The organism is Pseudomonas sp. HN11 (assembly GCF_021390155.1).
Lineage (GTDB): Bacteria > Pseudomonadota > Gammaproteobacteria > Pseudomonadales > Pseudomonadaceae > Aquipseudomonas.
Map to the genome: position 1 here is coordinate 2,656,116 of NZ_CP089985.1, position 13,943 is coordinate 2,670,058.

Below are 13,943 nucleotides of genomic sequence, written 5' to 3' on the forward strand. Positions count from 1 at the left end.
AAGGATGCCCCCCATGCGCACCGAACAACCGAAGATGATCTACCTGAAGGACTATCAGGCGCCAGACTACCTGATCGACGAGACGCACCTGACCTTCGAGTTGTTCGAGGACCACAGCCTGGTCCACGCGCAGCTGGTGATGCGCCGCAACCCTGAGCGCGGCGCCGGTTTGCCGCCGTTGGTGCTGGACGGCCAGCAGCTTGAGCTGTTGAGCGTCAACCTTGCCGACCAGGCACTCGGCGCTGATGACTACCAACTGACCGACCGCCACCTGACGGTGCAGCCGAACAGTGCGACCTTTACCCTGGACACCACGGTGAAAATCCACCCGGAAACCAACACGGCCCTGGAAGGCTTGTACAAATCCGGCAGCATGTTCTGCACCCAGTGCGAGGCTGAAGGCTTTCGCAAGATCACTTACTACCTCGACCGCCCGGACGTGATGAGCACCTTCACGACCACGGTGATCGCTGAGCAACATCGCTATCCGATCCTGCTGTCCAACGGCAACCCGATCGCCAGCGGTCCCGGTGAAGATGGCCGCCACTGGGCGACCTGGGAAGACCCGTTCAAGAAGCCGGCGTACCTGTTTGCCCTGGTGGCCGGTGATCTGTGGTGTGTCGAAGACACCTTCACCACCATGACCAACCGCGAGGTTGCGCTGCGCATCTACGTCGAGCCGGAAAATATCGACAAGTGCCAGCACGCCATGACCAGCCTGAAAAAATCCATGCGCTGGGACGAAGAAACCTACGGTCGCGAGTACGACCTCGATATCTTCATGATCGTCGCGGTGAACGACTTCAACATGGGCGCCATGGAAAACAAGGGCCTCAACATCTTCAACTCCAGCGCCGTGCTGGCCCGCGCCGAAACCGCCACCGACGCCGCGCACCAGCGGGTCGAGGCCATCGTTGCCCACGAATACTTCCACAACTGGTCGGGCAACCGCGTGACCTGTCGCGACTGGTTCCAGCTGTCGCTCAAGGAAGGCTTCACTGTGTTCCGTGATTCGGGCTTCTCCGCCGACATGAACTCGGCGACGGTCAAGCGTATCCAGGATGTGGCCTACCTGCGTACCCACCAGTTTGCCGAAGATGCCGGCCCGATGGCTCATGCGGTGCGCCCGGACAGCTTTATCGAAATTTCCAACTTCTACACGTTGACCGTGTACGAAAAGGGCTCGGAAGTAGTGGGTATGATCCACACCTTGCTCGGTGCCGAAGGCTTCCGCAAAGGCAGCGACCTGTACTTCGAGCGCCATGACGGCCAGGCCGTGACCTGCGACGATTTCGTCAAGGCCATGGAAGATGCCAACGGCGCCGATCTGACCCAGTTCAAGCGCTGGTACAGTCAGGCGGGTACGCCGCGTCTGGCGGTGAGCGAGTCCTATGACGCTGCGGCCAGAACCTACAGCCTGACCTTCCGCCAAAGCTGCCCGGAAACCCCGGACAAGGTGGAAAAACTGCCGTTCGTGATTCCGGTGGAACTGGGGTTGCTCGACGGGAAGGGCGCGGGCATCGCCTTGCGCCTGGCTGGTGAAGCGGCCGCTGGTGCTTCGTCGCGCGTGATCTCGGTGACCGAGGCCGAGCAGACCTTTACCTTCGTCGATATCCCAGAGCAGCCATTGCCTTCGCTGCTGCGCGGGTTCTCGGCGCCGGTGAAGCTGAGCTTCCCGTACAACCGCGATCAACTGATGTTCCTGATGCAGCACGACAGCGATGGTTTCAACCGTTGGGATGCCGGCCAGCAGTTGTCGGTGCAGGTGTTGCAGGAACTGATCGCCCAGCACCAACAGGGCCAGGCGTTTCACATGGATCAGCGCTTGATCAGCGCGCTGCGCAGTGTGTTGAGCGACGAAAGCCTGGACCAGGCCATGGTTGCGGAAATGCTGTCGTTGCCGGGTGAAGCCTATCTGACGGAAATCAGCGAGGTGGCGGACGTGGATGCCATCCACGCAGCCCGTGAGTTTGCTCGCAAGCAGCTGTCGGAGAACCTGCACGAGGCGCTTTGGCTGCGTTACCAGGCCAATCGCGAGCTGTCCAAGCAAACGCCTTATGTGGCGGCGGCCGAGCACTTTGCCCGTCGCGCATTGCAGAACATTGCCTTGTCGTACTTGATGCTCAGTGGCAAGCCGGAAGTGTTGGCGGCGACCATTGAACAGTTCGACACTGCCGACAACATGACCGAGCGCCTGACCGCGCTGGCAGTGCTGGTGAATTCGCCATTCGAGACAGAGAAAGCCCAGGCATTGGCGGTGTTTGCCGAGAACTTCAAGGACAACCCGTTGGTCATGGACCAATGGTTCAGCGTGCAGGCCGGGAGCACTTTGCCGGGCGGGCTGGAACGGGTCAAGGCGTTGATGGAGCACCCGGCGTTCACGCTCAAGAATCCGAACAAGGTGCGTGCTTTGATCGGCGCGTTTGCTGGGCAGAACCTGATCAACTTCCATGCCGCGGACGGTTCGGGTTATCGCTTCCTGGCGGACCTGGTGATCGAACTCAATGGCTTCAACCCGCAGATTGCTTCGCGTCAATTGGCGCCGTTGACCCGCTGGCGTAAATACGACAGCGCACGCCAGGCGCTGATGAAGGCGGAGCTGGAGCGCATTCGTGGGTCTGGCGAGCTGTCGAGCGATGTGTTCGAAGTGGTCAGCAAGAGCCTGGCTTAAGCCAGATCGCTGAATAAGAAACGGCCTGTTCAACAGGCCGTTTTTTTTGCCTCAGATAACCGGCGGGCGAGGGGTGTCCAGGCCGATATCGATAGGGAAACGCTCCGCGATGATGCCATGCGGGACACCTAGCGGTATGACGCTGGCGTTGTCGAGCCGGGTGACTTGCTCGGCTGACAGTTGCACATGCAATGCGCCTAAGGTGCTGTCCAGTTGGGCGCGGGTGCGCGAGCCCAGGATTGGGATCAGTGCGGTGGTAGAGCGCCGCGCTTTCTCCCGTAGCCAGGCGATGGCAACGTGGGTCGGGGAGGCGTCAACTTCGGCGGCGACCGCCAGCAGGGTGTCCAATACGGCGGTTTCGCGGGCACTGTGCTCGGCGTGCACCAGGATCCCGAGTTTGTTGGCGCGGTTGTCGTCCTGGGTGCTGCGGTACTTGCCGGTCAGGAAGCCGCCGCCCAGAGGCGACCACAGCGTGGCGGCCAGCCCCAGCGCTTCGGCCATCGGCAGCAGCTCGCGGTCGGCGCTGCGCTCGACCAGGCTGTATTCCACCTGGATGCCGATGATTGGCGCGAAACTGCGCACTTCGCTCAACAGGTCGGCGCGGGCAATGCGCCACGCAGGGAAGTTGGAGAGGCCGGCATAGTGGATCTTGCCCGCGCGAACCAGATCGTCAAGGCCACGCAGGATTTCTTCCATGGGCGTGACATTGTCGCTCATGTGCGCCCAGAGCAGGTCGATGCGGTCGGTGTTCAAACGCTTGAGACTTTCTTCCACCGAGCGAACCAGGTTCTTGCGATTGTTGCCCAGCCTGATCGTGCCTTCATCGGACGGTTGGGTGCGCAGGGTGTACTTGGTGGCTACCACCAGGTTGTCGCGTTCGGAGGCGATAAATTCCCCCAGCAGTTTTTCGGCCTGGCCAAACTGATAGCCATTGGCGGTATCGAGGAAGTTGCCGCCGGCTTCAAGGTAGCCGTCAAAGATCTGCTTGGCTTCATCGCGCTCGGCGCCATGGCCCCAACCCGTACCGAAATTACCGGTGCCCAAAGCCAGTTCAGATACTTGCAGACCGCTGCGGCGGCCAAAGACTTTATTGCGCATACAAGGACTCCTGAGGCAGTGATTTCTTACATGTTTGGTAACATGTATTTAATATGATCTCGGTAATGTATTCGGTCAAGGGGCTTTTTTACTGCTGACGTTTTCTGACAGGGGGCTCTGCTAAGCTGCGTCACTTTTTCTTTCTCGGCAGGCCTTCCCGTGTCGCGTACCACTCGTCTACTGACTTTGCTCCAGGCCTTGCGGGGCAAGAAGCGCCCGGTGACGGCTGCCGTGCTGGCGGCGCAGCTCGAGGTGTCCGAGCGTACGCTGTACCGCGACATCGCCGAATTGACTGCATTAGGCGCGCCGATTTTCGGCGAAGCCGGAGTCGGATATGTGTTGCGAAGCGGCCTGTTTCTGCCGCCCTTGATGCTGAACGCCGAGGAAACCGAGGCTATCGTGCTCGGCTTGCGTTACGTGGATCAACGCGGTGATGACGTGCTCAGCCGCGCCGCCGCCAATGCCCTGGCGAAAATCGCCGATGTGCTCGACCCGGCCGCGCAGGAAGCCTTGCACAACCCAACGGTATTGCCCGGCCCGCCAGGGTTCGGCTATCCGGAAAACCGAGTCCCGCTGAATGTGTTTCGCGAGGCCATTCGCAACCAGGCCAAGTTGCATATCGATTACGCGGACGCCAGCCAGACCCAGAGCCAACGCCTGATTTGGCCACTGGCCTTGGGGTTTCTGAATGAAGTGCGGGTGATCGTCGCCTGGTGTGAATTGCGGGGTGCGTATCGCACCTTCCGCACTGACCGTGTGGCGAGTGTCCAAACCCATGGCGAGCGTTATCCGGGGCGGCGCAGTGATTGGCTACGGGCCTGGCGCAAGGTGATGGAACAGAATGAATCCGGGTCGTTCACTCCTGACAAAAACTGACACAACCCTGGATTAGCATGGCGTCACAAATCACCAAGAAAGGAGCTGTGCCATGTCTATCCCTGAGTTGGCACCGGCCATCATGGCCTATCTCGAAGCCGCCAACACCCGTGACACCTCGGCTGTCGCCCATTGTTTTGCCGACGACGCCAACGTGTTCGATGAGGGGCAGCATCAAGTCGGCACCCTAGCCATCGCACGCTGGATGGAAGACACCGCGCGCCGCTACCAGCCGCGGGTCGAAGTGCTCAAGGTGCAACACCGAACGGGCAAGGTGCTGGTCAGTAATGTGGTATCGGGTAATTTTCCCGGAAGCCCGTTGGAGCTGCGCTACACCTTTCGATTGAACGAGCAGGGTAAGATTTCGCGGCTGGACATTTCCCAGTAGGTCATACTGACGGGCATGACTTTCGACTCGCCCCTCGCTGCCTACCAATACGCCATTGCTCAACCGGGTTTCGTTGCCGACGACGCCCAGCGTCGAGCGGTCGACGCTCTGCAAGCCTGCCATGAAGCCCTGCATCGAGGGCGTGCGCCGATCACCGGCGTCTACCTGTGGGGGCCAGTGGGGCGTGGCAAGACTTGGCTGATGGACCAGTTCTATCAGAGCCTGCAGGCGCCTGCGCGGCGCCAGCACTTTCATCACTTCATGGTGTGGGTGCATCAACGTCTGTTCCAACTGACAGGCACCCATGACCCCTTGCAGGCCCTGGCGCGCGAGCTGAGCAGGGAAGTGCGCGTGCTGTGCTTCGATGAGCTGTTTGTCAATGACATCGGTGACGCGATCATCCTGGGGCGCCTGTTTCAGGTGATGTTCGAGGAAGGCATGGTGATGGTCTGTACATCGAATCAACCGCCTCGGCAGTTGTACGCCGATGGCTTCAACCGAGAGCGTTTTTTGCCGGGCATCGCGGCAATAGAACAGCATATGCAAGTGGTGGAGGTGGACGGGGAAGAGGATCACCGCTTGCACCCAGGCATGGCGTTTCAGCGCTATTGGGTCAATCAACCCGACGCGCTGGCCGGTGTATTCAAGCAATTGGCGCAAGGGCAGGCGGCGCAGAGTGGGCCGGTGACTGTCGGGCATCGCTCGATCGTTGCGATGTCCAGCGAAACAGTGCTCTGGTGCAATTACGCCGACCTGTGCGAGCAACCCCTGTCGGCGATGGATTTCATGCTGCTGTGCGATCGCTTCAAGGCGATCCTGCTGGGTGAAGTGCCCAACCTCAGCGCGCAAAAACGCCCTGGCCGAATTGCCCGAGGAACCGAAGATGGCGCACAGCGCGTGGAGGCGGGTGATCGCGAATTGCCGGAGTTGTCGGTGCACGATGACAGTGTGCGTCGGTTCATCGCCCTGGTGGACGAGTGCTACGACCGTAAGGTGCCGCTGTTCATCGAGGCACAGGTGCCGCTGGAACGCCTCTATACCGACGGCTACCTTGAATTTCCCTTCCGCCGGACGCTGAGCCGCCTGAAAGAAATGCAGCTGCAGCGTTTCGGCTAAGGCCTGTGGGAATAAATGCCGTATTAGGCTGACTGCGTTTTTTTCAATCGATTGACCTTTGCGTTTTCATGCGCGTTTTTGTAGTTAATCTCCTTCATCTGGCGCCTGCTCCACGCTTACAATCGTGCCCCTCACAGGAAGACGCGATCGAGGATGGAAATGGACACCCCGGATATCCTGGTGCTGCAAGCCAGCTACACCAATCCCGTGCATGCGCAAGCTATTGGCCGCGTGCTCAACCATTATGCCGAAGACCCTATGGGCGGGGGCCGCAGCCTGTCTGCCGACCTTCTGCAGCAATTGCCGGGCGAACTGGCCAAGCGTCCCCATGCGTTCAGCGTGCTGGCGTTTGTGGGCGGTGAGCCGGCGGGTCTGGTGAATTGCTTTGAAGGCTTCTCCACCTTTGCCTGCCGCCCTTTGGTCAACGTCCACGACGTGGTGGTGATGGGGCCTTTTCGTGGCCTGGGGCTGAGCCAGAAAATGCTGCAGAAGGTCGAGGAAATTGCCCGGCAGCGCGGCTGCTGCAAAATCACCCTGGAGGTGTTGGAAGGTAATGGCGTGGCTCAGTCGGCATATCGAAAGTTTGGCTTTGACGATTCAATATTTGATCCAACCCATGGGCGCATGTTGTTCTGGAGCAAAACGCTTTAATAAACGATAGGCAAAAAAAAAGGCGCCATTAGATGACGCCAAGTAAACCTTAGCCATAGGAGCAGGATGGTAAAGGGTAGTACGGGTGAATCAAGTATTCGGTTGTTGCTCGGCAGTTGATTTCTCGACAGTCTCTTGTGTCGCGTTCTTTCCATCGGCCAATGCCGTTTGTTCAGCGGCGCCGTGGGTCTCTTGCTGCATGAACGTGAAGTTGTTGTAGAACTCCTTCGAGCGCTCCGAACCGCCTTCTGCAAAGGCGGCGACGGAGGTCAGGGTCATCAGGCTGGCAAGCATCAAGGTTGAAAGTTTCATGGCGGTGTTCCCATTAAGAGTAATCGATATCCGCTCGCTCCTTGATCAGATTCATGGGGTGATCTTGTAGGGATTTTATTAAGTGGGAATTAACGTAACGCTGATCGAAAGTTAACGATTTCGTTAACTCTGGCTCGGGCGCTTAGCGCTGCCAAACCAATGCAAGCGTGAAGGAGCGCGGGTCTCTCCAATACACGCCATTATAAAAGCCGACATGTTCGTAATATTTTTATCAAATAGATTATTGACGTTAAGTGACGCCGAAAGATGTTCATCGAATGGGTAGCGCGATATCAGGTTAACCACGGCGTGGGCCTGTTGGTTGACCTTCCCCGGCAACCACGCTGAATAGGCCGAGGGTGAGGGGCATGGAACGGCTAAAGGCGCGAACATCGCGGAAGACCCCTTGTTGTCTTTGCGGCCTTTTCGGTCGGAAAAGGCCTTGGTTAAAAGACGAAAGGAGAGGGGGACTTTAGGTTTGAACGAGAATGATTGTTATCTTTCTGTTACGGCGCCGGTTTTTCCTGAAGCACGACATCCGTCGAACTGGCCTTTTTCGGTTTGATCAGGCTGAAATCGATCAGAGGCTTCTGTTGGCGCAAGTAAGGGTTGCCGATCATCTGTGGGCGCGCCGTGAAGCTGTCGCTCACCAGGCTTTTCGTACGGTCCAGCTCATTGAAACTCAGTCCGGCAAGGTCCGCCCACGTGTGAATCAACTGCGAACTGCTGTAAGGCCGTTGCAAGTCACCGGCGAAACTCCAGTCGTGGGTTTCACGCCATTTCGGCGAGGCGTAGGCCATGAAAGGGATGGTGTACATCGGCGCTGTCGGCTTGCCTTCGTTACGCCCCAGGGTGGCGTGGCCGGCGGAGTCGAATACATCTTCGCCATGGTCCGACAAGTACAGCAGGAAGCCGTTGGGGTCGGTCTTGGCGTAGTCCTTGATCAGGCTCGACACCACGAAGTCGTTGTACAGCACCGCGTTGTCATAGCTGTTGTAAGTCGGCAGTTGATCGTCACTCACACCCGCCGGCACGCCTTGGCGGTCGGTAAATTTGTCGAACGTAGGCGGGTAACGATATTGATAGCTCATGTGAGTGCCCAGCAGGTGCACCACAATGAACTTGCGCTCGGCCGGGTCGGCCAGGGCTTTGGAGAAGGGTTCCAGCACATCGCCATCGTATTGGCGGGCGTTCTGGTTGCGGTTGTTGTTCAGGTACACCTGCTCGTCAGCCTGCTCTGAGAAAGTCGTGAGCATGGTGTTGCGCTTGGTCATGGTCTGCTGGTTGGTGATCCAGTAGGTCTTGTAACCAGCCTGTTTCATCACGCTGACAATCGACGGCGTCTTGAGGTACAGGTCTGGATTCTCTTCGTCGGCGAAGGTCAGTACCTGTTGCAACGCTTCAATGGTGTAGGGGCGCGGCGTGATGACGTTATCGAAGACGGCCAGTTGGTCGCGCAGTTTGTCCAGCTCCGGCGTGGTGTTGCGCGGGTAGCCATAGAGGCTCATGCGCTGGCGGTTGGTGGATTCGCCGATGACCAGTACCAAAGTCGACGGCTGGCCGGCCATGGTGTCCTTGAGGTTAGTCAGGGGCGGGATCTGGCTGGCGCTGTCGAGCATGCCTTGCATGTTGTCCAACTGCTCGGTGTAGCGGCGGTAGGCAACGATCATCTGCCACGGCACGGCCGGTTCGATGCGCGACTCAAAGCGGTCCATCGCATCGTCCAAGGTGTCGCTGCGGGCGATCTGCTTGACCAGCGGGTAACCGATAATCGCCACCAGAATCGCCGTTGCCGCCAACAGGGCCTGGCCGCGCGGCAGGTACACCGGCCGTACGCGGGTCCATAGAAAAATAGCCACGGCGGTGTGTGCAATGAACGCCAGCACGATCCACCAGGCGAAATATTGGGTGGCGTATTCACCGGCCTCAGAGATGTTCGACTCGAACATGATAAAGATGACGCTTTGGGAAAACTCCTGCTGATAAATGAAGAAATAACCCAGACTGGCCATCGAGCAGGCCCACAGCACCACGCCGATCAAGGCGGCGAGCAAGCGCGTGCGACGGGGGAATATCAGCAGCGGTGCCAGCCAGATCGCGCTCATGAAGAATGCTTGGCGAAAGCCACTGAAACCGGCTGTGCCGCTGAGTTGAATCAGCAGTTGGGTAATACCCGAGAAATACCAGAAAAACAGGAACAGCCAACCAAGGCCGGCCCAATCAAAGCCTTTCGCAGACTTGGTGCTGCGTTCGAACATCGCCATCCAGCGCTCCAACCCGGTAATTTTTCAGTCGGCGCGCAGAGCTGCACGCAACAGAGGCCACCCTTGCATGGGGTGGCCCTTGGGGGCGGGAGTATCGGGAGAGTGATGTGAAAACTTTGTGAGATTTTTGTAGCGGTTATCTTACAAAGCGATGGCCGGGCTTAGCAGAGCGCAGGCTGGGCGCCGGAAGGCTGCTCCAACTGGGCTTGGATGATGTGCGAACGAAGGCGCAGGACTTCCTGCTGCAGCTGTTCGCGTTCGTCTTTCAACTGGCGCAACTCGTCGCGTCGAATATTGACGTAGAGGGTCTGTGGAGGACGTGTCATCTGTGCAGTGCTCATTGCTTACCTCGCAAATAGCCAGTGTGTCGCGGTGTGCCAGAACGCTTGAGTCGAGGTTCTCGGCAGCAGTCAGGACAATTCTGAATTCTTTTTGCGAGTAATGGAACTTTTTTATTTTTGGTGGTCGTGTGACTTTTCTCGTCATGATGGTGAAATGATAGCTGATTTTTGTCATGAAACTACATGGATCCGCTCTGGACTAACCCTCATTAGCCTCATTGCGCTATAAACTATGTCACACATTTTTTAGTAGTTAGGAGCATCAGCACATGCAACTGGGGATTATCGGACTAGGCCGCATGGGCGGGAATATTGCACGGCGCCTGATGCTCAATGGGCATACCACCGTTGTTTACGACCGTAACGAAGCATTTGTAAAAGGCCTGAGCGAAGAGGGCGCCACCGGTGTTGCCGACCTCGAGGCCCTGGTTGCCGGGCTGCAAAAGCCGCGCACTGTGTGGGTGATGCTGCCGGCCGGCGCACCGACCGAAGACACCATCAATGAATTGAGCACGCTGCTGGAAAACGGTGATGCAATCATCGACGGCGGCAACACCAACTATAAGGATGACGTTCGCCGGGCCAGGGCCTTGGCGGAAAAAGGCCTGCACTATGTTGACGTCGGCACCTCCGGCGGCGTCTGGGGCCTGGAGCGCGGCTACTGCATGATGATCGGTGGCGACGCCGAAACCGTGCAGCGCCTCGATCCGATCTTCAAGAGCCTGGCCCCGGGCCTGGGCAACATCCCGCGTACCAAGGACCGCTCCGCCAGCGCTGACCCGCGCGCGGAGCAGGGCTATATCCATGCCGGCCCGGCGGGTTCCGGTCACTTCGTCAAGATGATCCACAACGGCATCGAATACGGGATGATGCAGGCGTTCGCCGAAGGTTTTGACATCCTCAAGACCAAGAACTCGGAAAACCTCCCGGAAGACCAGCGCTTTGACCTCAATGTGGCCGATATCGCCGAAGTCTGGCGCCGTGGCAGTGTGGTCTCGTCCTGGCTGCTGGACCTGACCGCCGACGCCCTGGCCACCGACCCGAAACTCGACGGTTACTCTGGCTCCGTGGCCGACAGCGGCGAAGGCCGCTGGACCATCGAGGCGGCCATGGAACAAGCTGTGCCAGTGCCGGTGCTGTCTACTTCGCTGTTTGCACGCTTCCGCTCGCGTCAGCAAAGTACCTACGGTGACAAAATGCTTTCTGCCATGCGCTTCGGCTTTGGCGGTCACGTGGAGACATCCAAAAAATGACCGCCAACGGCAAGAAACTCAAGGCCGAACCCGCTCCGCCAACCACCCTGTTTCTGTTTGGTGCCCATGGTGACCTTGTAAAGCGCTTGCTGATGCCGGCGCTGTACAACCTCAGCCGGGATGGTCTGCTGGGCGATGGCCTGCGCGTCGTTGGGGTTGATCACAACGCTATCAGCGACGCCGATTTCGCCAAGAAGCTCGAGGACTTCATTCGCACCGAGGCCGCGAGCAAGGTCAAGGGCAACGGTGAGAATGCCCTCGACCCTCAATTGTGGGCGCAATTGGCCAAGGGCATCAGCTACGTCGAGGGCGACTTCCTTGACGACAGCACCTATGCCGACATCGGCAGGAAAATCGCCGACAGCGGCACCGGCAACGCGGTGTTCTACCTGGCCACCGCGCCGCGTTTCTTCAGTGACGTGGTGCAGCGCCTTGGCAGTGCCGGCCTGCTGACGGAAACCGATGACAGTTTCCGCCGCGTGGTGATCGAGAAACCCTTTGGTTCGGACCTGGCCACCGCGCAAGCGTTGAACGCCAGCTTGCTCAAGGTGATGAGCGAGAAGCAGATTTATCGCATCGACCATTACCTGGGCAAGGAGACGGTGCAGAACATCCTGATCAGCCGTTTCTCCAACGTGCTGTTCGAAGCGTTCTGGAACAACCATTACATTGACCACGTGCAAATCACCGCCGCCGAAACCGTCGGCGTTGAAACCCGTGGCAACTTCTTCGAGAAGACCGGCACGCTGCGCGATATGGTGCCTAACCACCTGTTCCAGTTGCTGGCGATGGTGGCCATGGAGCCGCCCGCTGCCTTTGGCGCCGACGCTGTTCGCGGTGAAAAAGCCAAGGTGATCGGTGCGGTCCGCCCTTGGTCTCTGGAAGATGCACGCGCCAATTCGGTACGCGGCCAGTACACCGCCGGTGAAATCGGCGGCAAGGCACTGCCGGGTTATCGCGAAGAACCCAACGTGGCGCCTGACAGCAGTACCGAAACCTTCGTCGCCCTCAAGGTGATGATCGACAACTGGCGCTGGGTCGGCGTGCCGTTCTACCTGCGTACCGGCAAGCGCATGAGTGTGCGCGACACCGAAATCGTGATCTGCTTCAAGCCTGCGCCGTACGCACAGTTTCGCGACACCGAGGTGGATGAACTCAAGCCCACTTACTTGAAGATCCAGATTCAGCCCAATGAAGGCATGTGGTTTGACCTGCTGGCGAAAAGGCCTGGGCCGACCTTGGACATGGCCAATATCCAGCTGGGTTTTGCCTACAAGGACTTCTTCGAAATGCAGCCGTCGACGGGGTACGAAACGCTGATCTACGATTGCATGACCGGCGACCAGACCTTGTTCCAGCGCGCGGACAATATCGAGAACGGCTGGCGTGCGGTGCAGCCGTTCCTCGATGCATGGAAGGAAGACGACGGGATCCAGACCTACAAAGCCGGTGAAGACGGCCCGGCTGCGGCCGACGCCTTGCTGGCCCGTGACGGTCGCACCTGGCATAGCCTCGGATGAGTGACGCGGCGATTCATCCTATCCGTTTTATCCTCAGTGACGTAGATGGCACCTTGCTGCATCCGGATCACAGCCTCAGCCAGCGAACCGCCGATGCAGTGCTTGCGTTGCGTGATGCGGGGGTGTTTTTCAGCCTGGCCAGCGGGCGACCACCCAAGGCCATGCTGCACCTGATCGAAACCTTCGGCATCAATGTGCCGGTAGCCGGGTTTAACGGTGGCACGTTGATCAACCCGGATGGCAGCATCCTGGTTGCCCACCATCTGCCGGCGGAAGCGGCGCTGGTGACCCTGGCGCTGTTTTCGGCGGAACCGGACGTGGAAGTGTGGGTATTTGCCGATGGCGACTGGCTACGCCGTGACCCGCCAGGACCGATGGAGCAGCGTGAAGCCGATGGCCTGGGATACGGGCCGGTAGTGGTGGAGAGTTTCGAGCCCTACCTGGACCGGGTCGACAAAATCGTCGCTGCCAGCAACAACACGCAGTTGCTGGTGGAGCTGGAGGCGCAGTTGCAGCCCAAGGTGCAGGGGCTGGCTCATGTCTCTCGTTCACAGCCGGTTTACCTGGATGTGACCGCGATGCTGGCCAACAAGGGTGAGGCCTTGAAGACCCTGGCGGCGCATCTTGGGGTGCCTTTGGAGCGGACGGCCGCTATTGGCGATGGCGGCAATGACCCGGCAATGTTTCACGTGGCGGGTTTGTCGATCGCCATGGGGCAGGCGGAAGAAACTGTCAAACGCCAGGCTAACGTAGTAACCGGTAGCAATGTCGATGACGGTGCGGCAGAGGCAATCGAGCGGTTTATTCTGGCCGCTCAATAAGCTTCGCGCGATCTGACACTGAACTTGCACTCATCTAACGCCATGAGTGCAAGTTACAGTGCCGATTACTTCGGCATTGCCCAGGATTGCAACTGGTAGCCATCTTTATCGAGCTCGGCACGGGCTTGCAACAGCAAGTTTTCCAACTGCGCCGGGTCGGTATAAGCACTCGACGACAGTTGTTTACTGCCGATCCGAGTATTGGTGCGGTCGATGACGCTCAGGCTCAGGGCGCCGTTGCCATCGTGCCAGGCCACGCACTGAAAGGGTTGGAAAGCACGGTCTGCGATCAAAAGAGCTTCGTTGATGCGGAGCGGGGCGTTCATGTGGGTTCTCTCTCATTGCCCATTCAAGTGAGTGCCGGCGGTTGGGCTGACCGTGCGGCGGGTTACTTGTACTGATGCGCGATGGCGGGGTACGGGTCACATGTTAGAGCAACTATTTTCGGCTTTTAGTGATTAACGTCATGTAAGCGGCTGTTTTAAAAGCTGATTGAAAGTTCCGGCAACCCGTAACTTTTGTGGTGCAAACAGCCAGAGGTGGTTTTTTGCCCCGACTTATAGCGAAACGTTACAAGGGCCGCGTCAAGATCTTGCTAGGGTTAGCGACAGACGTCACAAACTGTTGTTTCT

Annotated in this window: 13 protein-coding genes and 1 pseudogene; 8 read left to right on the forward strand and 6 right to left on the reverse strand. The window is 58.6% G+C overall.

Annotation, left to right across the window (positions count from 1 at the left end; translation table 11 throughout):
- Positions 1 to 13: 13 nt before the first annotated feature.
- Complete coding sequence (pepN, locus tag LVW35_RS12065; protein WP_233895734.1) at positions 14 to 2,671, forward strand: aminopeptidase N; 2,658 nt, start codon at positions 14 to 16, stop codon at positions 2,669 to 2,671.
- A 51-nt stretch (positions 2,672 to 2,722) separates the two neighbouring features.
- Here the strand turns inward: pepN and LVW35_RS12070 are convergent, their stop codons facing one another.
- Complete coding sequence (locus LVW35_RS12070) at positions 2,723 to 3,769, reverse strand: aldo/keto reductase (RefSeq protein ID WP_233895735.1); 1,047 nt, start codon at positions 3,767 to 3,769, stop codon at positions 2,723 to 2,725.
- A 159-nt stretch (positions 3,770 to 3,928) separates the two neighbouring features.
- Here LVW35_RS12070 and LVW35_RS12075 point away from each other — a divergent pair, with 159 nt between their 5' ends.
- The 4 genes from LVW35_RS12075 (at position 3,929) to LVW35_RS12090 (ending at position 6,800) form a co-directional block, all read left to right on the forward strand.
- On the forward strand, positions 3,929 to 4,645 hold the full coding sequence (locus LVW35_RS12075) for a helix-turn-helix transcriptional regulator (protein WP_233895736.1): 717 nt from the start codon (positions 3,929 to 3,931) through the stop codon (positions 4,643 to 4,645).
- A gap of 52 nt (positions 4,646 to 4,697) precedes the next feature.
- Entirely contained in the window at positions 4,698 to 5,033 is a 336-nt protein-coding gene (locus tag LVW35_RS12080) for a nuclear transport factor 2 family protein (RefSeq protein ID WP_233895737.1), read from the forward strand.
- A 15-nt stretch (positions 5,034 to 5,048) separates the two neighbouring features.
- Positions 5,049 to 6,149, forward strand: coding sequence for a cell division protein ZapE (gene zapE / locus LVW35_RS12085; RefSeq protein ID WP_233895738.1), 1,101 nt, complete (start codon positions 5,049 to 5,051; stop codon positions 6,147 to 6,149).
- Between the two features lie 159 nt (positions 6,150 to 6,308).
- Positions 6,309 to 6,800, forward strand: a complete 492-nt coding sequence (locus LVW35_RS12090) for a GNAT family N-acetyltransferase (RefSeq protein WP_233895739.1) — start codon at positions 6,309 to 6,311, stop codon at positions 6,798 to 6,800.
- A 90-nt stretch (positions 6,801 to 6,890) separates the two neighbouring features.
- Here the strand turns inward: LVW35_RS12090 and LVW35_RS12095 are convergent, their stop codons facing one another.
- From LVW35_RS12095 to LVW35_RS12110, 4 genes and pseudogenes are all read right to left on the reverse strand, one after another.
- Entirely contained in the window at positions 6,891 to 7,112 is a 222-nt protein-coding gene (locus LVW35_RS12095; protein ID WP_233895741.1) for a hypothetical protein, read from the reverse strand.
- 142 nt (positions 7,113 to 7,254) lie between these two features.
- Positions 7,255 to 7,442, reverse strand: a pseudogene (locus tag LVW35_RS12100) (hypothetical protein); the annotation flags it as partial.
- A 176-nt stretch (positions 7,443 to 7,618) separates the two neighbouring features.
- Entirely contained in the window at positions 7,619 to 9,376 is a 1,758-nt protein-coding gene (locus LVW35_RS12105) for a phosphoethanolamine transferase CptA (protein ID WP_233895742.1), read from the reverse strand.
- Positions 9,377 to 9,537: 161 nt separating this feature from the next.
- Complete coding sequence (locus tag LVW35_RS12110; RefSeq protein WP_267924896.1) at positions 9,538 to 9,717, reverse strand: DUF6026 family protein; 180 nt, start codon at positions 9,715 to 9,717, stop codon at positions 9,538 to 9,540.
- Between the two features lie 269 nt (positions 9,718 to 9,986).
- Between LVW35_RS12110 and gnd the strand changes: the two genes are divergently transcribed.
- From gnd to LVW35_RS12125, 3 genes are read left to right on the forward strand one after another with little or no spacing between them, the layout of a single operon-like run.
- Complete coding sequence (gene gnd, locus LVW35_RS12115; RefSeq protein WP_233895744.1) at positions 9,987 to 10,970, forward strand: phosphogluconate dehydrogenase (NAD(+)-dependent, decarboxylating); 984 nt, start codon at positions 9,987 to 9,989, stop codon at positions 10,968 to 10,970.
- Positions 10,967 to 12,490, forward strand: a complete 1,524-nt coding sequence (zwf, locus tag LVW35_RS12120; RefSeq protein ID WP_233895745.1) for a glucose-6-phosphate dehydrogenase — start codon at positions 10,967 to 10,969, stop codon at positions 12,488 to 12,490. Before gnd ends, zwf begins: the two co-directional genes overlap by 4 nt.
- Entirely contained in the window at positions 12,487 to 13,311 is an 825-nt protein-coding gene (locus LVW35_RS12125) for an HAD family hydrolase (protein WP_233895746.1), read from the forward strand. The genes zwf and LVW35_RS12125 overlap by 4 nt, the downstream gene beginning before the upstream one ends.
- Before the next feature lie 65 nt (positions 13,312 to 13,376).
- Here the strand turns inward: LVW35_RS12125 and LVW35_RS12130 are convergent, their stop codons facing one another.
- On the reverse strand, positions 13,377 to 13,637 hold the full coding sequence (locus LVW35_RS12130; RefSeq protein ID WP_169375741.1) for a hypothetical protein: 261 nt from the start codon (positions 13,635 to 13,637) through the stop codon (positions 13,377 to 13,379).
- Positions 13,638 to 13,943: the final 306 nt, after the last annotated feature.

What these genes read in the sequence shown, in the direction of transcription:
- pepN (WP_233895734.1), top strand. Translation starts at nt 14, where the DNA reads ATGCGCACCGAACAACCGAAGATGATCTACCTGAAGGACTATCAGGCG.
- LVW35_RS12125 (WP_233895746.1), top strand. Translation starts at nt 12,487, where the DNA reads ATGAGTGACGCGGCGATTCATCCTATCCGTTTTATCCTCAGTGACGTA.
- LVW35_RS12105 (WP_233895742.1), bottom strand. Translation starts at nt 9,376, where the DNA reads ATGGCGATGTTCGAACGCAGCACCAAGTCTGCGAAAGGCTTTGATTGG.
- zwf (WP_233895745.1), top strand. Translation starts at nt 10,967, where the DNA reads ATGACCGCCAACGGCAAGAAACTCAAGGCCGAACCCGCTCCGCCAACC.
- LVW35_RS12095 (WP_233895741.1), bottom strand. Translation starts at nt 7,112, where the DNA reads ATGAAACTTTCAACCTTGATGCTTGCCAGCCTGATGACCCTGACCTCC.
- LVW35_RS12070 (WP_233895735.1), bottom strand. Translation starts at nt 3,769, where the DNA reads ATGCGCAATAAAGTCTTTGGCCGCCGCAGCGGTCTGCAAGTATCTGAA.
- LVW35_RS12110 (WP_267924896.1), bottom strand. Translation starts at nt 9,717, where the DNA reads ATGAGCACTGCACAGATGACACGTCCTCCACAGACCCTCTACGTCAAT.
- LVW35_RS12130 (WP_169375741.1), bottom strand. Translation starts at nt 13,637, where the DNA reads ATGAACGCCCCGCTCCGCATCAACGAAGCTCTTTTGATCGCAGACCGT.
- LVW35_RS12090 (WP_233895739.1), top strand. Translation starts at nt 6,309, where the DNA reads ATGGACACCCCGGATATCCTGGTGCTGCAAGCCAGCTACACCAATCCC.
- LVW35_RS12080 (WP_233895737.1), top strand. Translation starts at nt 4,698, where the DNA reads ATGTCTATCCCTGAGTTGGCACCGGCCATCATGGCCTATCTCGAAGCC.
- zapE (WP_233895738.1), top strand. Translation starts at nt 5,049, where the DNA reads ATGACTTTCGACTCGCCCCTCGCTGCCTACCAATACGCCATTGCTCAA.
- gnd (WP_233895744.1), top strand. Translation starts at nt 9,987, where the DNA reads ATGCAACTGGGGATTATCGGACTAGGCCGCATGGGCGGGAATATTGCA.